At 63.1% G+C, this 18,967-nt stretch carries 15 protein-coding genes; 3 read left to right on the top strand and 12 right to left on the bottom strand.

The window, feature by feature from the left end:
- Window positions 1-241: 241 nt before the first annotated feature.
- Window positions 242-1,546: a peptidase G2 autoproteolytic cleavage domain-containing protein gene (locus MF268_RS23215; protein ID WP_238373105.1), complete on the bottom strand. Its 1,305-nt coding sequence runs from the start codon at window positions 1,544-1,546 to the stop codon at window positions 242-244.
- Window positions 1,547-1,778: 232 nt separating this feature from the next.
- Between MF268_RS23215 and MF268_RS23220 the strand changes: the two genes are divergently transcribed.
- On the top strand, window positions 1,779-3,770 hold the full coding sequence (locus MF268_RS23220) for a calcium-binding protein (protein ID WP_238373106.1): 1,992 nt from the start codon (window positions 1,779-1,781) through the stop codon (window positions 3,768-3,770).
- Window positions 3,771-4,203: 433 nt separating this feature from the next.
- On the opposite strand, the gene MF268_RS23225 is transcribed toward MF268_RS23220, so the two are convergent.
- From MF268_RS23225 to MF268_RS23250, 6 genes are all read right to left on the bottom strand, one after another.
- On the bottom strand, window positions 4,204-4,464 hold the full coding sequence (locus tag MF268_RS23225) for a hypothetical protein (protein WP_238373107.1): 261 nt from the start codon (window positions 4,462-4,464) through the stop codon (window positions 4,204-4,206).
- Between the two features lie 134 nt (window positions 4,465-4,598).
- Complete coding sequence (locus tag MF268_RS23230; RefSeq protein WP_238373108.1) at window positions 4,599-5,327, bottom strand: YjbF family lipoprotein; 729 nt, start codon at window positions 5,325-5,327, stop codon at window positions 4,599-4,601.
- A 5-nt stretch (window positions 5,328-5,332) separates the two neighbouring features.
- Window positions 5,333-7,441, bottom strand: a complete 2,109-nt coding sequence (locus tag MF268_RS23235; protein WP_420485458.1) for a YjbH domain-containing protein — start codon at window positions 7,439-7,441, stop codon at window positions 5,333-5,335.
- Between the two features lie 193 nt (window positions 7,442-7,634).
- Window positions 7,635-9,509, bottom strand: coding sequence for a polysaccharide biosynthesis protein (locus tag MF268_RS23240; protein WP_238373110.1), 1,875 nt, complete (start codon window positions 9,507-9,509; stop codon window positions 7,635-7,637).
- A 252-nt stretch (window positions 9,510-9,761) separates the two neighbouring features.
- Window positions 9,762-10,391, bottom strand: a complete 630-nt coding sequence (locus MF268_RS23245; RefSeq protein WP_238373111.1) for a sugar transferase — start codon at window positions 10,389-10,391, stop codon at window positions 9,762-9,764.
- 38 nt (window positions 10,392-10,429) lie between these two features.
- A complete protein-coding gene (locus MF268_RS23250; RefSeq protein ID WP_238373112.1) occupies window positions 10,430-11,263 on the bottom strand; it encodes an NAD-dependent epimerase/dehydratase family protein in 834 nt (277 codons plus the stop codon).
- A gap of 104 nt (window positions 11,264-11,367) precedes the next feature.
- Between MF268_RS23250 and MF268_RS23255 the strand changes: the two genes are divergently transcribed.
- Window positions 11,368-12,483, top strand: a complete 1,116-nt coding sequence (locus MF268_RS23255; RefSeq protein ID WP_238373113.1) for a polysaccharide biosynthesis/export family protein — start codon at window positions 11,368-11,370, stop codon at window positions 12,481-12,483.
- A 48-nt stretch (window positions 12,484-12,531) separates the two neighbouring features.
- Here MF268_RS23255 and rfbA read toward each other — a convergent pair whose 3' ends face one another.
- The 5 genes from rfbA to MF268_RS23280 all read right to left on the bottom strand — a co-directional run bounded on the left by rfbA (window position 12,532) and on the right by MF268_RS23280 (window position 17,151).
- The gene (rfbA, locus tag MF268_RS23260) at window positions 12,532-13,404 is read right to left on the bottom strand and encodes a glucose-1-phosphate thymidylyltransferase RfbA (protein WP_238373114.1); all 873 of its coding nucleotides are present in this window, start codon (window positions 13,402-13,404) and stop codon (window positions 12,532-12,534) included.
- On the bottom strand, window positions 13,401-14,255 hold the full coding sequence (gene rfbD / locus MF268_RS23265) for a dTDP-4-dehydrorhamnose reductase (RefSeq protein WP_238373115.1): 855 nt from the start codon (window positions 14,253-14,255) through the stop codon (window positions 13,401-13,403). Before rfbD ends, rfbA begins: the two co-directional genes overlap by 4 nt.
- On the bottom strand, window positions 14,252-15,295 hold the full coding sequence (gene rfbB / locus MF268_RS23270) for a dTDP-glucose 4,6-dehydratase (RefSeq protein WP_238373116.1): 1,044 nt from the start codon (window positions 15,293-15,295) through the stop codon (window positions 14,252-14,254). The genes rfbD and rfbB overlap by 4 nt, the downstream gene beginning before the upstream one ends.
- On the bottom strand, window positions 15,292-15,858 hold the full coding sequence (gene rfbC, locus MF268_RS23275) for a dTDP-4-dehydrorhamnose 3,5-epimerase (protein WP_238373117.1): 567 nt from the start codon (window positions 15,856-15,858) through the stop codon (window positions 15,292-15,294). The genes rfbB and rfbC overlap by 4 nt, the downstream gene beginning before the upstream one ends.
- Window positions 15,859-16,134: 276 nt before the next feature.
- On the bottom strand, window positions 16,135-17,151 hold the full coding sequence (locus MF268_RS23280) for a replication initiator protein A (RefSeq protein ID WP_238373118.1): 1,017 nt from the start codon (window positions 17,149-17,151) through the stop codon (window positions 16,135-16,137).
- A 389-nt stretch (window positions 17,152-17,540) separates the two neighbouring features.
- Between MF268_RS23280 and MF268_RS23285 the strand changes: the two genes are divergently transcribed.
- Window positions 17,541-18,929: an AAA family ATPase gene (locus MF268_RS23285; protein ID WP_238373119.1), complete on the top strand. Its 1,389-nt coding sequence runs from the start codon at window positions 17,541-17,543 to the stop codon at window positions 18,927-18,929.
- Window positions 18,930-18,967: the final 38 nt, after the last annotated feature.

Here is an 18,967-nt window from a genome sequence, read left to right on the forward strand (position 1 = left end):
CTGATGCACCGCATGATGATGCGCAGTATCGCGCGGTCGGACTGAGCCGGAGCTGCGGTGTCAAGAAGAGGGGGCGCTGCCCCCGCCGCCCTGACGGGCGACTCCCCCGGGATATTTTTGACCCAAAGAAGGGCGTGGGATTTTCCTGCTTCTTTGGGTTTTAAAATATCCCCGCCGGAGGCTCCCGAAGCCGCATCAGTCGGTACGGGTGATTATCAGGCTCTGACAGGGAGGTTCAGCCCTATCTGACCAGCCATTCGCTGACATCCTCCGTTATGGTTTCCATGTGGATCCAGCGCTGACCGGTCGGCTGGCCGTTTTTCAGGCGCAGTTTTCCCAGCAGGCCGACCATCGCCCATTCGGGGCGGGCGGCACGGGGCAGGTAAGACGCTTGGGCATCGTATTCAGGCGCAAGCTGCCGCTGTCCGGCCGCATCCTGGAGATAGCTGCCGAAAACATCGCGCTGATACTTGCCCTTCCACCGACCGATATCGCCATCGCCCACGACGGAAGGGTTGCCGGAAATCACGCCGATCGGGTCTTCGCCCGGCAGGGCGGGGCGGATCTTGCCGCCCTCCAGAACCACCGAGAGGCCACGGCGGTCTTCACTCGCGGGGTTGCCATCCGCCCATTCGAACCATTCCGCGTAATCCGCGCCGCCACCGCTCCATGCACCGTCACAGGCGGCGTTGCCGTCGCCGCCAAGGCGGAATGCCAGATCGCCCATGTCACCGGAATGGCCTTCGAAAAAGGCGAAATCCGCATGGGCGGCGCGATGGGCATTGGCCGTAATGATCGCCTTGTCATAGCTGGCGTTACCGGCTTCGGCATGAAAGACCGAGCGGGCGGAACCGCCGGTCTCGACACGGGTGGCCCCGGCCACGTCGAGGGCCGTGTCGGGAGAATTCGTCCAGATCCCGATATTGCCGCTGGCCGGATCGACCACCAGCGCATCGCTCCAGGCGGCCCCGTCCGGCGAAGTCTTGATCGAGAACCCGGTATTGCCCGCCAGCCCCATTTCCGCATGGCCCGTGTAATTGGACTGGAACAGCAGCGAGGCGGTATCGCCCGTATCCGCCTTGTTGATCTTGAGCTGGTGACCGGCCCCGTCATGGCTGAACAGGCTGGCCTCGGCGGAGATCGCCAGCCGGTTCACCGCATCCGCATCGGTCCGGATCCCGAGCTTGTTCAGCCGGTCGGGGTTCGAGGCCGGGAGCACCCAGGTGCTGCCGTCCCAGATCCGCAGTTCTTCCTTTGCCATGTCCCAGCCATGCCAGCCCGGTTGCGGCGCAAGAAAGCTCCACCCCGCATCGAGCCAGACGGCGAGCATATGGGCCTGGCCCGCCCAGTCCCCGGTGGGCGTCTCCCCGAGCGCGTGGATTTCGCCCTCGACCGGGGTTTCCGGCGGGGTTTCCGCCCCGATCCCGACCAGCCGCAGCTGCACTAGGATATCGAGCAGGCGCAGCGCCTCGTTATGGGTGACATGCTTTTGCGCCTGGGAGGGCAGCAGGTAGGGCAGGCCGAGAATTGCTGAGATGTCCGGCATCGGGACAGGCTCCTTGCTGGGCGGAACGGGATCGGGCGCAGCCTGCGCGTTCGGGGCTTGATCCTGCGTTACCCGACCGTGCGGGCAGGGTTGCCGAAAGGTTACCTCACTCTTCGGGAAGGGGGCATTTTAGCTATCTTCCCCGGTATTGCCCGAATTCAGCCGTGGCCCCGCCGGGCCGGGATGGCAGTAGGTTTCAACCGGGGCCGGGGGGCGCTGAGGATGTGTTTGGATGGCTGGGAAGCTGGTGCTGAGGGGGCGGATCGCGGCGGATGATCCGCTGCTCGATACGGATCTGCGCGACCTTGAGATCATTACGGGGCCGGGGGGGCGCTATCTTTGCGCCGCGACCGGTCAAAATGGCGGAATCAGTGTCTATCATGTGGAAAATGGACGTCTAGCCGCCCTGCAGGACAGCGCCTATTTCTCCGTTTCCGGCATCGGGGTGGGGAGCTTCAGCGCGGTCGAGATGAAAGACCGGATGCAGCTGATCCTCGACGGGGCCGGGTCGGGGCAGATGCTGCGCTATGCGTTGAACGAGGCGGGCAACCTCGGGCGGCCCGGCAGTTTCGACTTGCCCGGGCGCGGGGCAGAGAACCATATGGCGCTGGTCTCGCAAGGGCTGAAACAGGGGCGCGATGCGCTTTACACGGTGGATGCAGAGAGCGGCATGCTCGGCGGCTGGCGCACCGATGACACCGGCAAGATCATTGCCGCGCTCAAGACTCGGGGCAAGACGGAGAATTTCGAGCTTGGTGTGGATGCGGTGCTTGAGACGGCCAAAGTCCGCAAGGCTGCCTTTGTGCTGGGCGCGGATTTGGGCGAGCTGCGTGCCTACAAGGTCAACAAGGTCACCGGCGCGATCCGCGAGACGGATTCACTGGGTGCCGGGGACGGGCTGGGGATCGCCCGGCCGGTGGCCGTTGAGACGGTGTCGGCCTTTGGCGGCACATGGGTACTGGTGGCCGGGGCGGGGAGCCAGTCGCTTTCGGTGATGCAGCTTTCCCGCAAGGGGGATTTGAGCCCGGTCGACCATGTGCTCGATACGCTCGCGACCCGGTTCGGCGGGGTCGCTGCAATGGAGGTGATCCGGTTCGCCGGGCATGTGGTGGTGATCGCCGGAGGCGCCGATGACGGGCTGAGCCTGCTTGAACTGCTGCCGGACGGGCGCCTGGCCCATCTCGAGACGCTGGAACATGACATCGGGCGGGGGCTGGAAAATGTGAGCGCGATCAAGGCGGTGGTCGCAGGCGACGCCGTCGAGATCTTTGTCACCTCGGGCAGCGCGGCGGGGATTTCCCAGTTCAGCCTGCCTGCCGACCGGCTAGGTGCGCTGATCCACCGGGAAGAAGGCGCCCGCGGGGCGTTGCGGGGGGGAGATGGCGACGATGTTCTGGTCAGCGACGCGGCAGGCGGAGAGCTGACCGGCGGGGCGGGGGCGGATGTCTTTGTGCTGAAACCATCGCAGCAAGAGCTGGTCGTCACCGATTTCACCCCCGGCGAGGACAGTCTTGATCTGAGCGCCTTTCGCCTGCTGCGCAGCCCCGCCCAGCTGGAAGAATCAGAGACTAAAAAGGGTATTATACTTGAATATGGCGGCACCACGATCGAGGTCCGGAGTGCCGACGGCACGCCCCTGACCCTCGCGGATATCTGGCCCGAAGGCTTTACCACGCCCGACCGCATTCCTCTTCCCACCGGGCCGCTCAAGACCCTGCTGACCGGCACCCGCGCCATAGACCATCTCGAAGGCAGCAAGGGCAACGACTTGATAAAAGGGTTTGGCGGTGCCGACAGGCTGACCGGCGGCGAGGGGGAAGATCGGCTGCTTGGTCACGGCGGAAAGGATACGCTGGACGGCGGCACCGGCAGCGACAAGCTGGTCGGAAAAGGGGGCAAGGATAGCCTGCTCGGCGGGGACGGGAGTGACCTGCTGGTGGCGGGCAAGGGGCGCGACACGCTGGAGGGCGGCAAGGGGGATGACCTTCTCAAGGGCGGTGCCGGGGCGGATGAATTCCACTTTGCCAAGGGGCACGGCCATGATCGGATCAGCGATTTCAAACTGGGCGACGACCTGCTGGTGTTGCACATGAAAAAGAAGGATCTCAAAGCGCTCGAGATCATCAAGACAGAGGATGGCGCGCGTATCGACATCGGCGATGGATCAATCACCCTGGAGGGGGTCAAGGTGAAGGACATCGGGGAAGATGACGTGATGCTCTGACCCGGTGATAGCTGTGCACCACCTGTACACCTCCTGTGCATCAGAGAGCCTAATTCTCACCGTTCAGAGGCGGATTCCGGGTGCAGGATTACATAACATTGATTATGAGATATTAGAGGACGACGATGCGGTTGCCTGATATTGCGCGCCGGGCAGCACCCTTTTTCCTGATGGCGAAAGCCAAGTAAATTTCTTGAGCCTAAAATCCGGTGCCGTCGAACCGGAGAGGTGGGGCTTCAAATGCGGGAGCGTGGCAATCTTTTGCCGGATCGGCGGAAATCTCCCTGCCCTGTCGTTGGGCCAGCGGCGAAAATTCAACGCTTGGGAGAATCAGCATATGCCTGTTCCGGCCGGGAAGACATGGCCCCCGGTCAGAACGCAAGAATTCAGGCCCCGGAGAGCCTGAATTCGGATGTCACGAAGTGTGGCCGTATTAGCGGCTGGACGTGGACGACGTGGTTGTTGCCACTGCGTCATCGTCGTCGCCTGCAACAACACCGATAACAACTGCTGCAGCGATCACGCCTGCTGCGATGCCTGCGGCACCCAGACCGCCAGCGAGGCCACCGGCCGTGGTCGTGGTGGTTGTCGAAGTACCGGTGCTGGTTGCGGTCGTGGTTGCGGTCGACTGTGCGTATGCAACCGGGGCAAAACCCATCGAAGCGATCGCGAGGGTGGCAATAAGCTTTTTCATATCGTGACTTCCTTTCATGTCGAAGTTGAACAGGTTGTACCGCAGAAAGTTCCCCATTTCAATCTGGCACCTATCTAATTGGTTGCATTGTGGGCACTTTTTACAACGCTTCTGATGACGGTTCTGTAAACTGCCTATTCTGTCAGCTGCGAAATGCCCAGATACCCGATATGGGGCCCCGCCCATTGCCGCGACTTCCAGACGATTCCCGCCCGCTGATCGATCCAGTAGTCATTGACGATCCGGCCTTCACCGCGCCGCAGCGCCTCGGGCGGCCTGTCACCATCGGGGGTGACACAGCGTTCCTGAAGATGCCGCGTGGCATAGCGCAGCTCGACGATCTCGATGGTCTCGGGACCAAGATCGACAAGGTCACAGGCCATGAAAATGGCGCGTTCCTCGAGATCCCCGGTGCGGACATAGTAAATCCGTTCACCGCTGGCCGCCGGTCCCGCCTGTCCTGGGGCGACCGGAACCTTTGCCGACATGAGATCGCCGCCCAGCCCCCGCGTGGCGATCAGCACGCCGTTGCGCATGGTCACGGTGACATCGTCCTCGGCCCGCCATTGCACGATATTGCCGGGCAGATCGTCCTGCCGGATGGCGCTGGCAAAGAGATAGGCGGAAATATCCGCCCGCTCGCGGGTGACCTGGATATAGGGTTCCTCGACCTCGTTCAGGACGGCCCGGGTCACCACCGGCTGTTCCACCTTGTCGGCCCGTTTCGCTGAGATGCTGGCGATGGAGGTGTTCAGGATCTGCCCGTAGAGCGATTGCGTCCCTGCCCCGCCGGTACAGCCCGACAGAAACAGCGCAAGGCCGACACAGAGAGAAACCGCGCGGAGGGGTCTGGTATTACGCATGTCGATCACTCCCAAACCCGCGCCCATTCACCGCGCAACGCCTTGGCATGGGCGTCACGCACCTGCCCGTAAAGACGTCCGGGCACATTGAGCCGCTGGCCGCCATCGCGCTGAATCGGGCGGATGCCGGTGCCGATGCTCTGCCGCGTGGGCTTGCCAAAGAACCAGTTGACCGGGATCGAGAAGCGGATGCCCTTGTCGAACGAGCCTTCGCCGAAATCCTCGGAGGAGACATCGGTCAGGGTAAACCAGCCGCCCACCGACCAGCCATTGGCAAAGGTCCGGTCAAGGCTGACGGTCGCGCCCACGTCGCCCGCAAGGTAGCGACCCACGTCGAGCTGCCCCACGAACCCGTTCCCCATTTCAAGATAGGCCGAGGCATGGCCGGTCAGGACCGAGTAATCCTGCAGCCCGAATCGCTGGTCGAATTCGCGCTGGCGGACATAGTTCGCCTCGACCCCGAGCCCGAGCGGGCTTTGCACCGGTTTCCAGAGCAGTTCGGTCGAGACACCGGCGAACATCGGTTCGAGATAGCCGAGGGTGGCGCGGCCATAGACGTTGCGGGCGACCTTGCGGCGATGCTCGATATAGAGATCGTGAAGCGTGGTATCTTCCTGCGCATAGAGCACCTGGTTGGTGCGCACAGGCGGCAGCACCGAGTTCGAGCCCCGCCCGTCGGCATTGTTGCCGAAGAGCCGGTGGCGGATTTCGCCCGAGATCTTCCAAGTCGGGGAGAATTCATAGGTGGCGTGGATCTGGAGACCGAAATCCATCCGGATCGGCACGTCCGGGTCGAAATAGGCCGGATCGAAATAGGGGCCGATCCCCCAGGCGAAATTCGGATAGAGCGCCACGCCGGGCACCGCGGTCGGCGGCAGTTTCCCGGCTTCGGTGATGCCGGTGACCGCAAGCAGCGCATCGGTGGCATCGGGTTCGAATTCCAGCGCCTCGAGATCCGAGCGGCGCATGGTGATGGTCGAGAGACCGATCGCGCCGGACATCGGCACCAGGTGGAAGGTCTCGACCGAGGCCGGCAGCATCCGGGCCAGCACCCGCGCGGCGCGGCCCGCCGCGATGGTCTGGGAATTGTAGCGCAGGTTGCGATAGCGCAGCTCGACCGCGGAACCGGACAGGGTGATGTAATCGATCCCGATCCCTTCCTTACGCAGCTCGGGCGCAAGACGGTCGCGCCATTCGACCCCGGCCGAGGTGCTCTGCGCCCATGCGGTGTCATAAGCCTCGGGGTTGGTGGCGCGGGCGGGGCGTTTCTCGATCGCGACCGGCGCCGGGGCGGCAAGCCGGTTGGCGGGTTCGGCTGGATTGAGCTGGAACTGGGCGGTCACGCCGATTTCCGAGCCATACATGTAATAGGCGCCCAGCCGGGTGCGCTCGCTCGCCTGGTATTCGACGCCGAAGTTATAGTTCGACTTGCGCTCGAAGACCGAGGTCACCCCGGTTTCGAAATTATAGGCATCCGAGGAATATTCCACCTTGAAGCCCCAGCGTTCGTTGGGATTCCACTCGATCCCGCCGAAAAACGCCGCATCGCCCCGGAACCACTGGTCATAGGCCACCTTGCCGCCGGTCGAGTTCGGATCATAGGCCGGGCGGTCGGCGCCAAAGGGCGCGCCGAAACTGTTGTAGCTGCCCAGCCGTCCCCAGCCGACACCGGCGGTGAGCTTGAGCCGTCCCGGCAGGCTTGCGGGTCCCCAGCCGGGGGTGGCGAAATTCTTGGTGGCGACGAGATATTCCGCCGCGTAGATTCCGGTGCCGACAAAATCCTGCAGGCCCAGAGTCAGGGCGGGACGGTAGCGGCCTTCGGTAAAGAGCCGGAAGCGCACGTCGAACCCCCGGTCGTAATAGGTTTCGAAACCGCCGAAATTCCAGTCCTGGATACCGTTGTAGCGGAACGAGGCCGAGAGCCACGGCAGCGCCTGAAAGGTGGTGGTCAGCCGGGTCTGGCCGCCGAAATTCGAAATCGTCGTGGTGAACTGCCCGTCGGGCAGCATCTCGGCGGTGGGCATGTCCATGAGCCCGGGCGAGCCGTAGAAATTGAGCGTCGGCGGGGTGGGCAGATCGAGGCTTGGTTCAAGCGGGCCAGCCCCCTGCGCCATGACCGGCGCAGCCAGCAGCATGGCCGGAAACAGGGCCGCGGCGCGCCGGGTGCGGCGCCGGGGAAATACTCGTTCAGTCACGCTCAACCTTGCCTTTGCCTGTCCACCGCTTTGCTCCGCGCCAATCGAGGGGCGGACCCTGCTGTTTGTTGTTAGATCATGAAGCACAGGGCGGGATCAACGCGCCCCCGCTTCAGGAAGTTTTCCGTCCCGTCTCGAGCCGCGCGAATCCTTCGACCCAGCGCGCCACCACCATCCGGGCGGCGTCTTCGTCACTGGCGGCCAGCGCATGGCGCAGGCCCCGCAGCACCGCCGCGACCTCGATTTCCGAAAGCCGTTCCTCGCGGGCGCAGAAGATTTTCTGATAGCGGGTGCCGATCAGGTCGCCGGAGAGGGTGAGTTCCTCTTCGATCTTTTCGCCGGGGCGCAGACCGATGATCTCGATATCGATATCGCCCTCGGGATGATCGCCGTCGCGCACTGTGTACCCGGCGCTTTCGATCACCTGCCGCGCCAGTTGCAGGATCGAGACCGGCTTGCCCATGTCGAGGACGAAGACTTCGCCGCCGCGCGCCTCGGATCCGGCCTTGAGCACCAGCTGCACCGCCTCGCTGATCGTCATGAAGAACCGCCGCACCCGTATATCGGTGACGGTGACCGGGCCACCACGGCTGATCTGTTCCTGAAACAGCGGCACGACGGAACCGGAAGAGCCCAGCACATTGCCGAACCGGACCATGGTAAAGATCGTATCTTCGTGCCGGGTGGCGAGATCCTGCACCACCAGTTCGGCCAGCCGCTTGGACGCGCCCATCACGTTGGTCGGACGCACGGCCTTGTCGGAGGAGACGAGGATAAAGCGTTCGACCCCGACCTCGGCAGCCTCGCGGGCCAGCGTCTGGGTGCCGAAGACATTGTTGGCGAGACCCGGCAGCGGGTTCGCCTCGACCAGCGGCACGTGTTTATAGGCCGCCGCATGCAGCACCACCTGCACCCGGTGATCCGAGAGCACCTTGCGCACCTGCCGCGGATCGGTGACCGAGCCGAGCACCGGCACGATATCGATATGCCCGCCCTCGGCCAGCTGCACCAGTTCCTGATGCACCGTGTAGAGCGCCAGTTCGGAAAGTTCGTAAAGCACGATCTTGACGGGCTGGCAGGCCAGCACCTGCCGGCAGAGTTCCGAGCCGATCGAACCGCCCGCGCCGGAAACCAGCACCACCCGGCCCTGATAGCTGGTGACCGCGTCGCCCAGCGTCACATCCGCCGATTTGCGCCCCAAGAAATTCTGCGGCGCCACCGGGGTCAGCTTGTCGACAAGGGCCTCTTCGCCGATCAGCTGGGCAAAGGACGGCAGGGTCTGCACCTCGAGCCGCATCTTCTGCAGCCGCCGGGCGATCTGGGCCTGTTTCGGCTGGCTGAGCGAGGGCATGGCCAGCAGTACCCGGTTGATGTTGCGGTCAGTGACCAGCTTGGCGATCTGGGCAGGCGGAAACACCGGCAGGCCAAGCAGCGTCATGCCCTGAAGCGAGGTATTGTCATCGACAAAGGCGACCGGGTCGATGCCGTCATGGTTTCTGAGCGCCTGCGCGAGCTGGGTGCCCGTGGTCCCTGCCCCGTAGATCAGCACCCGGCGGCGCGGCCGCGCCCGGCGATAGATCATCGTGACCACCTGCAACAGGAAGACCCGGCTGCAGACCACGAAAAGGAAATAGGAAATGCCGAACATGACATGGGTGCCAAGCGGCAGTTCCTGCGCGCCGATCTGCGACAGCCCGGTCGAGGCGACAACCAGCACACCGGCCAGGATCGCGGTGCGCGCCACCGCGTGGCGTTCATAGGCATTGAGCTGAACCATCGGCAGCCCCAGCCACCACGAAACCGCGATGGCGATGGCCATCAGGTAGGGCAGGCTTGGCAGGGTCTGCCAGAGCGCCTCAAGCGGCGAGATCGGCAGCGACTGGACGGTATAGGTAAAGAGCAGGGCAATCGGGATCAGGAGCAGATCGATCGCGAGAAAGACATAGCCTCTCTGCCTGCGGGACAATGAACTGAGGAGTTTCAACATTCAGGCCGCCGCCCCCACACGACAGTCAAAGGGCACTTCATGATGAACAAAACCCGCATAGTGACGTCAGACACGCCAGAAGGCCCCTTGGCGGAATGGCACGATGCAGAAGACCGTGTAATCAATTTAACGTACCGTTGTCTAAACCATTTTCCCGGGGGTGCAAAATACTTTTGCATTTGTTGCGCGGCCACTGCGCGATTTCCGGCTGAACGGTAACATAATGCTTGAAAACCCTTCTTTCCCATCGATTCACCCCCGATTCTGTCCCTTGTTCCGCCGGAACAGGTTGCCGATGGTCTGGAACACCAGGTCGAAATCGTAACACATCGACTGGTGCCGCTGGTAGATCAGGTCAAGCCGCGCCTTGGCGGGGACGCAGATGCGGGTATAGACCGCGTCGGTTTCCTCGGGCGTGGTGCAGCGCGCCAGCAGCGCCGCCTCGTGGCGATGGTAGGAGATCGAGGCCAGCCCGGTGACGCCGGGGCGCGATTTCAGCACCTCGCGATAAATTTCAGGGTAGCGCTCGACATATTCGCGCAGGGGCGGGCGCGGGCCGACAAAGCTGAGATCGCCGCGCAGGATGTTCCAGAGCTGGGGAAATTCATCGAGCCGCTTGCCGCGCAGCCATGCCCCGGTCGGGGTGATCCGCGTGTTCTTGTCGCCGCCCGAGACCCCGGCATCGCTTTCAACCACGGTCATGGTGCGCAGTTTCCAGAGGTTAAAAGGCTGGTCGATCCCTTTCATCCGCTCGGCCACGTAAAAGACCGGACGCCCCTCGCGCAGCAAAAGCCAGAGCAGCAGCGCCAGCAGAACCGGCGCGAGGATCACGATCAGCAGCGTGACAAAGAACAGGTCGAACAGCCGCTTGCGCCAGGTCATGCGGAAATATCAGGGTCTGTTACGGGCATTCTGGCTTCTTATCTGCTCTGCGCGCGCCATTCGGCGATCATTGTTTCAGGCAGACTAGCCTCGGGCGGCAGCGGGTGGAACCCCTCAAGCCGTGCGGTCGCAAGGGAAACCTCGGCAATCGCATGATCCGGAGCAGGGCGCGGGACCCACTCAAGGCCCGCCGCATCGAGCAGCGCGCCCATTTCGATCGGCTCTGGCGCGGCCAGATTCAGGAGATCGGGAAGGGTTTCGGCCCTGCATAGAGACTGTATCACCCCGGAAAGCGTCACCGGGCCGATATAGCTGCGCCGGGGGGTGCGCCCGTCGGGGAAGCGGTCCAGCGCAAAGCCCGGACGCCAGTTGCCCAATATTGCATCAATTCCGGCAATATTGCCGATACGCAAGGCAGTTACCGGCACGCGCAGCTCTGCGCCGAGGCGGGCGCCCTCGCGCTCCATTTCCAGCTTGGCCTGGCCGTAATCGGCCACTGGACGGGGTGGTGTGGTTTCATCGAGCGGGCCCTGTTGCGCGCCGTAGACCGCCGCCGAAGAGCTGAGCAACACCCGCGCGCCAAGCCCTGCCCCAATGCGGATGGCAGCCCGGGCTAGGGCGATATTGTCCTCCATCGCGTCATTGCGCCCCGGCACCGCCCCGGCAAGGCAGAGCACGGTGGAACAGCCCTGCCCGGCCTGTATCAGACCCTGTTGCTGGGAAATCGGATCAAAGACGAGAGGCGCCGCACCGCCCGGCACCGCAAATTCCCGCCGTCCCTGCCAGAGCGCCATGTCCGGGGCCCAGGTTTCACGCAGGATCGTGCCGATCCGACCTGTTGCGCCCAGAACCAGAATGCGTTGAATCGTCATGGAGATGCGGGTTCCTGTTGACCGTCCTTTGCCTGCCAGTATCTTGCGGCAGGAAAATTGCAACGCCTTTCGGGACTCCCCGAGGCTGGGGGACGACCATACCAATGCGCCAACTGATCCGCCTCACCTGTCTGCTGGGGCTCGCTTTACTGTCGGCGGGATGTGGACGCCTGCCCGCCAGCGGTCCGATCGTCGAGGACGTGGTGCGCGAATATGACAATGCCGCGCCGAATTTCGCGGTCTACCCGGTCAACCGTGCCTTTCTGCCCACGATCACCAAATGGCCCGCCACCGGACGGCAGGAACGGCTGGGCTGGATCAACGCGAGCCAGGGCCCCCGCAACCAGGTCATCCAGCCGGGCGATCTGCTCAACATCCGCATCTGGGACAGTTCCGACAATTCACTCCTGACCTCGCCCGAGCAGAAGGATATCGCGCTGGAGTCCATGAAAGTGGCCTCGAACGGGACGATCTACCTGCCCTACGTCGGCACCATCAGCGTCGTCGGCAAGACCGAAGATCTCGCACGGGAAGAGATCCAGCGCGCGCTCGAGGCGATCATCCCCTCGGCGCAGGTCGTGGTGGGGCTTCAGGAAGGGCGCTACAACTCGGTGGAGCTGGTCGGCGGCGTTGCCGCGCCCGGCAGCTACCCGATGCCCGACCGCAATTACACCGTGATGAGCCTGCTGGCGGCGGGCGGCGGCGTCGCCCCGAATATCAACAACCCTCAGATCCGTCTGGTGCGGGGCTCGTCGATCTATGGCACCTCGGTTGAAACCCTGCTCGACCGGCCGACGCTGGATACGCGGCTGGTGGGCGGCGACCGGGTCTTTGTCGAAGAAGATCCGCGTTATTTCCTGTCCTTCGGAGCCACCGGCACGCAGGACCTGCACCCGTTCACCCGGGACAATCTGTCGGCGATGGATGCGGTCGCGATCATCGGCGGGGTCAATGCCAACCGCGCCGATCCGCGCGGGCTGCTGATTTTGCGCGAATACCCGTCCAGCGCGGTCAGCGCCGGATCCCGGGGGCCGCGCAATACGCGGGTGGTCTTCTCGGTCGACCTGACCAGCGCCGACGGGCTGTTTTCCGCCCGTAATTTCGCGATCCACCCCAATGATCTGATCGTCGCCACCGAATCGCCGATCAACGACGCGCTCACCGTGTCCAACGTGATCGGCAACCTGTTCGGCGTATTCAGCCGGGCGGCCTCGTTCTGATCTGAGGGGCTGACAGTTCCGGTCGCCCCCGGCGACCGGAGAGGGCCGTTACTTCAGCAAACCGGCCAGATAGGCGCCATAGCTGTTCTTGGCGAACATATCGGCGCGCGCCTGCAGCTCTTCTGGGGTGATCCACCCAAAATCAAAGGCGATCTCTTCCGGGCAGCCCGCCTGCAACCCCTGACGCTCCTCGAGCGTGCGCACGAAATTGCCCGCATCGAGCAGGCTGGCATGGGTCCCGGTATCAAGCCAGGCATAGCCCCGGCCCATGGTTTCGACCTGCAACAGACCCTCATTCAGGTAGAGTCCCAGCAGCGAGGTGATCTCGAGCTCGCCCCGGTCCGAGGGCTGCACTTGCCGCGCCCGTTCCGGCGCGCTGCCGTCGAGGAAATACAACCCGGTCACCGCATAGTTCGACGGCGGCACGGCGGGTTTCTCGATGATCTCGCGCACCGCGCCATCCGTGTTGAAGGCCACCACGCCATAACGTTCGGGGTCGGCCACGTGATAGCCGAAAACGGTGCCGCCCTGCCCCAGCTCATCGGCCCGCGCCATCAGTTTCGGCAAGCCATGGCCAAAGAAGATATTATCGCCCAGCACCATGGCCGAGGGCGCCCCGTCGAGAAACTCCTCGGCGAGGATATAGGCCTGCGCCAGCCCGTCGGGGCTGGGCTGCACCACGTAGGTCAGCGAAACCCCCCACTGGCTGCCATCGCCCAGAGTGCGCTGAAACTGGTCCTGATCCTGCGGCGTGGTGATCACGCAGATCTCGCGGATCCCTGCCAGCATCAGCACCGAGAGCGGGTAATAGATCATCGGCTTGTCATAGATCGGCAGCAGCTGCTTGGAGACGCCCATGGTGATCGGGTAAAGCCGCGTGCCGGACCCGCCCGCGAGAATGATGCCCTTGCGTGTGCTCATGCGCCCTGCGCCTCCAGTTCTTCGATTATGTCCTGCAACCCGTCCCGCCAATCGGGACGTTTGATTCCGAAATCAGTCTCTAACGCAGAGCAATCGAGCCTTGAGTTCAGCGGCCGTTTCGCCGGGGTCGGGTACTCGGATGACGGGATATCCACCACCTCGCAGCTGATGCCCGAGCGGGCAAATATCTCGCGCGCGAAATCCGCCCAGCTGACATCCGGCGCCCCGGCAAAATGATAGGTGCCGCCGCGTGCCGGATCCTTGACCAGCCCGTCAGCCGCCGCAAGACAGGCCTGCGCCAGATCCGCCGCTGGGGTCGGCCCGCCGATCTGGTCGGCCACGATGGTCAGCCGGTCGCGCTCGGCCCCGAGACGCCGCATGGTCTTGACGAAATTGCTGCCATGGGCCGAGACCACCCATGAGGTCCGGATGATCGCATGGGGACCGCCCGCCGCGCGCACCGCGTCTTCGCCCGCCAGCTTGGTCCGGCCATAGGCGCCCAGCGGGGACACCGGTTCATCTGGGGAACGCGGGCTATCACCGCTGCCGTCAAAGACGTAATCGGTCGAAACATGTACCAGCGGCAAACCGCGCGCCGCCGCCGCACCGGCAATCACCCCCGGGGCGGTAGCATTGACGGTTGTGGCCAGCGTCTCTTCCTCCTCGGCGCGATCGACGGCGGTATAGGCGGCGGCGATGATCACCGCATCGGCCTCGGTCTCCTCGACCAGCCGGGCGCCGCTTTCGGGATCGGTGAAATCCGCCAGATCGCGGCCAAGGCAGGTCACCCCGTCATGGCGGGCCAGTTCCCGCGCCAGTTGCCCGGTCGCGCCAAAGACAAGATATCTCACGCCTTGACCCCCAGCCGTTCGCCGACGCCCTTGCGATCCTGCAGGGCGCGCCACCAGGGCTCGTTCGCCAGATACCAGTCCACGGTCAGCGCCAGCCCCTGCTCGACCGTAACCGAGGGGCGCCAGCCCAGTTCCTCGCGGATGCGGGTCGGGTCGATGGCATAGCGCGCATCATGGCCGGGCCGGTCGGTGACAAAAGTGATCTGGTCGGCATAGGAGCCGGAGGCTTTCGGGCGTTTCTCATCGAGAATGGCGCAGAGGGTTTTCACCAGCTCGAGATTGCTGCGCTCGTTCTCGCCTCCGATGTTATAGGAACGCCCGACCTGCCCCCTCTGCACCACGGTCAGCAGCGCATCGGCATGATCCTCGACATAAAGCCAGTCGCGGATGTTTGAACCGTCCCCGTAGATCGGTAGCGCCTTGCCCGCGAGCGCGTTGAGAATGATCACCGGGATCAGCTTTTCGGGGAAATGATAGGGGCCGTAATTGTTCGAGCAATTGGTCAGCACCACCGGCAGGCCGTAGGTTTCATGCCAGGCCCGGACCAGATGGTCCGAGGCGGCCTTGGAAGCGGAATAAGGGCTGCGCGGATCATAGGGCGTCACTTCGGTAAACTGCCCGGTTTGCCCGAGACTGCCAAACACCTCGTCGGTCGAGATGTGATGAAAGCGAAACCCCTCGGGCCGCCCTGCCCCGACCCACCAGGCGCGCGCGGCTTCGAGCAGTGTATAGGTGCCGGTGATATTGGTATCGATGAAAGTGCCCGGCCCGTCGATGGAGCGATCCACATGGGATTCCGCCGCGAGATGCATGATGGCATCCGGCGCATGGGCGGCAAAGAGCCTGTCCATCGCCGCGCGATCCCGGATATCAGCCTCTACGAAGGTATAATTGGGCGCATCCGCCACCTCGGCCACATTATCGAGACAGGCCGCATAGGTCAGCGCGTCGAGGTTGACGACCTCATGCCCGGCACGCACCGCCTGCCGCACCACGGCCGAGCCGATGAACCCGGCCCCGCCGGTGACGATCAGCTTCATGCCGCGCCCTCCCAGGTAAAGGGGCTGTCGAAATCCGCCAGCAGCGGCGCCGCCGCATCCTTGCCCGAGAGCACCGGATCGCCGTCGAGCCCCCAATCGATCCCGATATCGGGATCGTCGAAACGCACCGCCCCGTCACATTCAGGTGCATAGTAATCGGTGCATTTGTAGCAGATCTCGGTCATCGGAGCCCGGGTGACAAAACCATGCAGGAACCCGACAGGCACCAGAAGCTGTTTGCCATTCTCCGCCGTCAGCTCGACCCCGACCCATTGGCCATAGGTCGGGCTGCCCTTGCGGATATCCACCGCCACATCGAACAGCGCCCCCTGCCCGCAACGCACCAGCTTGGCCTGCGCATGGGGCGGCGACTGGAAATGCAGCCCCCGCACGGTACCTACCTGCTCCGACATGGAATGATTGTCCTGCACGAAATCCATCTCGATTCCCTGCGCCGCCAAGGTTTTACGATTCCAGCTTTCGCTGAAAAAGCCGCGCGCATCCCCGAACCGGGCGGGGGTAAGGATCCTGACGCCCGGAAGCACCGTTTCTTCGACCTGCATCTGAACTACTCAATTACCTAGGCTCAATTCTCCCTCCCATTAGCAAGGGAGGCGGCCCTTGTCATCGGGCCTGCTCGTTTCTACCGAGGCCCGTTGCGCAGATGGATCATTTACAGGCAAGGGGCTCTGCCCCTCCGGTCAAAATCAAAGATTTTGACCGTCACCCCGGGATATTTTGAAACCCAAAGAAGAGGATATCCCGCACCCTGCTTCTTTGGGTCTTAAAATATCCCCGCCGGAGGCATCCGACAGTGGACGCGCAATGCTGCCGTTCACTTATGACAAACGCCCTGCCCGCTTGCGGACCCAGCCCAGGAAAGCGGCATCGGGTTTGCGCAGACGCTGGGCCCCGGTACGTGCCCAGACCCCGCGCCATTCCGCTTCGAGCGCATGAACATCCGCGCCCGGCATAAGCAGGCGGGCCTGCGCCAGCGCGGTGCTGCTGAGGGTGGGCGGCGGTGTTTCCACAATTGGCGTTTTCTGCGTAAATCGGATCAGGTCACCGGGGTCTTCCTGCATATCGTAGTCCGGCAGGTGACCGGATTTGATCATCTCGCGCAGCATCGCGCGAAAGACACGACGGGGCGAGGCGGAACCGGATTTCTTGAGCAAGGTATCTACTGAAACGCGCCAACTGTCCTGGCGTCCGCAATGCTTGCGAGCGAGTTCGTAGATGCGCCGCTCGAGCGGTTTGCGCAGGCGGAAATAGTCTCGGCTGAGAGTCAGGACCGAACGCCCCAGCACCGCTCGGAACAGCCATTCCGACAGGGTGACCGACACGCTGACCATGCGTCCGCCGCGGGACTTGCGCAGGATTTCCCAAGATTCGATGAGGCCGAAACCGGTGGTGATTTCGTGCTCACCCGTCGCGATATTGGTGGTGATGCGAGTTCCGGCGAGCCGCTCGAATGCCTCGCGCAGCCGCCGGTACGCATCACCGCTGGTTTCACGATTAGTGGCCACCAGCAGATCATGCGCCTTGAGCTGGAGGGTCCGGCTAACCTGCCGGCCCGCATTCAACGCAGCCATCAGTTGCGAGATGCAAAAGATCAGGATGTCCTTGTCATGGATCGTCGCGAGCCCCTTGACGGAAGGCGTCACCTCGATCTCGGTCCCGTTATGGGCATAGCGCAGGATGCGCCGGTCGGGGCGAGTGGCAAGCGAGAACAGCGGATGTTCCATGCTGGCCATATCGTCCTTGGGAATCGCATCGAAGACATCGCAGAGAAAGAAATCTCCCTGCCGATTGCGATCAGGCAATAGCCCGCCCTGCCCTGTCATGGCCCCGCTCATCACTGCCTGTCCCGGTCGTTTACCGACTCGTTCTATCGTGGTTTCGATGACGCCTACCCTAGAGTTATCCACAGACGTGGACAACGGGGGTTCGGAGTCATCTCATCGGGGGAGCAGAGTCACTTTATCGGGGGTTCAGAGTCACCGCCTCTGAAAAATCGAGGCGCAAACCCCTTAAAACAAAAGCGATGAAAGAAGAACGGATTTACCTTAACATTTAAATAACAAGATTCTAACAATCAAAAAATTATCCCTTTTCTCCAACAACCTCGCTAAACTTCCAAAAAGCGCCTTGGATTTACTTAGAAAATCTTGGGAGATGCGCGTTTTCCTTCCATGTGCGGTGTTTTGTGCTATCCTGCCAAAAACGCGGCATATCGAGCAGGATCATGGCCAAGGATACCCATACCCCCGCCTCCGGGCTTCCGCCCTATTTCAATATTGATCCCGACGCGGCGCTGGCCGATCTGGATGCCCCGACCTCGACAGAAGGGTTCGCCGATATCGCCAGTGCCTGTGCGCAGGGAAGGCGCGATCTGGCCAGCCGGGGGCTGAACGAAGAGGGGCGCAAATCGCTGCGTCTGTTTTCCACATGGGAAATCACCCGCTACCTGATCCCCGTGGCGCAGGCGCATTTCCGGCGCGTACTCAAGGCAAACCCGGATCTGCCGCAAGGCAGTTCGGAAACCGAGGGCGGCGCCAAGTGGTTCACGCTGGACGAGGTGCTGCGGCTGCGGGCGCATTTCGCATCGCAGGGGTCCAAGGCCAAGAATTACCTCCCCTACCGCCCCGAAGGCCTGCCCGCCAAGCTGGTGGCGGTGGCCAATTTCAAAGGGGGTGTCGGCAAGACCTCGACCGCGGCGCATCTGGCCATGTCAGCGGCGCTGGATGGCTACAAGGTGCTGGTCGTGGATCTGGACTCCCAAGGGTCGATGACTTCGATCTTTGGCGGCCGGGTCGAGGATGAATGGCAGACGGCCTTTCCCCTGCTGGCACGTCATTACGGAGAGCACCTGCGGGCCGATAACCAGCGGCGGCTGGACCGGGGCGAGGCGCCGCAGCCCCTCGATGAATCTCTGACGGCCGCGATGGAGATGACCGCCGCGGATGTGATCCAGCCCACCCACTGGCCCAATATCGACCTGATCGGCGCCCAGCTGAACCTCTACTGGGCCGAGTTCCAGATCCCGGTCTGGCGGATGGCGGCGCGGGGCTGGAAGCTTTGGGATGCGCTGACCGACCGGCTCGAGGCTGACGGGGTGCTGGAACGCTATGACCTCGTCTTTATCGACACGCCCCCGGCGCTTGGCTACCTGACAATCAACGGGCTGGCGGCGGCGGATATTCTGCTGGTGCCGCTGGGTGCCTCATTCCTTGAATTCGATTCAACGGGACGGTTCTTTGACATGCTGCATTCCACCTTTGCCAGTATCGAAGAGGGCGAGAACATCGCCGCAAGGGCGCTGGGGCGCGAGGGGCTGGCCTTTGAATGGGACGCGGTACGCGCGGTGATCACTCGCTATGACGGGGCCCAGCAAGGAGAGCTTTCAGCCCTAATGCAGGCCTATCTCGGACGGACCCTGTCGCCGCACAAACAGGATTTCACCGCGCTGATCGGACAGGCGGGCGAGCAGGTCAGTGGTATCTACGAGGCGGATTACAGGGATTTCAATCGCGAGACCTATGCGCGCGGGCGGGAAACATTCGATGAAACCTATGCGGCTTTCAAACGGCTGCTGACCGGGATCTGGCGGCGCGACGAGCTTGCTGAGGCATGAGAAATGCGCTGTTCAGAGACTGGTATCAGTGTCTATTA

The organism is Heliomarina baculiformis (assembly GCF_019966545.1).
In the GTDB taxonomy this organism is placed as follows: Bacteria; Pseudomonadota; Alphaproteobacteria; order Rhodobacterales; family Rhodobacteraceae; genus Heliomarina; species Heliomarina baculiformis.

Excerpts from the sequence above, each read along its gene's own strand:
- MF268_RS23215 (WP_238373105.1), bottom strand. The coding sequence starts at position 1,546 with ATGCCGGACATCTCAGCAATTCTCGGCCTGCCCTACCTGCTGCCCTCC.
- MF268_RS23220 (WP_238373106.1), top strand. The coding sequence starts at position 1,779 with ATGGCTGGGAAGCTGGTGCTGAGGGGGCGGATCGCGGCGGATGATCCG.
- MF268_RS23225 (WP_238373107.1), bottom strand. The coding sequence starts at position 4,464 with ATGAAAAAGCTTATTGCCACCCTCGCGATCGCTTCGATGGGTTTTGCC.
- MF268_RS23230 (WP_238373108.1), bottom strand. The coding sequence starts at position 5,327 with ATGCGTAATACCAGACCCCTCCGCGCGGTTTCTCTCTGTGTCGGCCTT.
- MF268_RS23235 (WP_420485458.1), bottom strand. The coding sequence starts at position 7,441 with ATGGCGCAGGGGGCTGGCCCGCTTGAACCAAGCCTCGATCTGCCCACC.
- MF268_RS23240 (WP_238373110.1), bottom strand. The coding sequence starts at position 9,509 with ATGTTGAAACTCCTCAGTTCATTGTCCCGCAGGCAGAGAGGCTATGTC.
- MF268_RS23245 (WP_238373111.1), bottom strand. The coding sequence starts at position 10,391 with ATGACCTGGCGCAAGCGGCTGTTCGACCTGTTCTTTGTCACGCTGCTG.
- MF268_RS23250 (WP_238373112.1), bottom strand. The coding sequence starts at position 11,263 with ATGACGATTCAACGCATTCTGGTTCTGGGCGCAACAGGTCGGATCGGC.
- MF268_RS23255 (WP_238373113.1), top strand. The coding sequence starts at position 11,368 with ATGCGCCAACTGATCCGCCTCACCTGTCTGCTGGGGCTCGCTTTACTG.
- rfbA (WP_238373114.1), bottom strand. The coding sequence starts at position 13,404 with ATGAGCACACGCAAGGGCATCATTCTCGCGGGCGGGTCCGGCACGCGG.
- rfbB (WP_238373116.1), bottom strand. The coding sequence starts at position 15,295 with ATGAAGCTGATCGTCACCGGCGGGGCCGGGTTCATCGGCTCGGCCGTG.
- rfbC (WP_238373117.1), bottom strand. The coding sequence starts at position 15,858 with ATGCAGGTCGAAGAAACGGTGCTTCCGGGCGTCAGGATCCTTACCCCC.
- MF268_RS23280 (WP_238373118.1), bottom strand. The coding sequence starts at position 17,151 with ATGAGCGGGGCCATGACAGGGCAGGGCGGGCTATTGCCTGATCGCAAT.
- MF268_RS23285 (WP_238373119.1), top strand. The coding sequence starts at position 17,541 with ATGGCCAAGGATACCCATACCCCCGCCTCCGGGCTTCCGCCCTATTTC.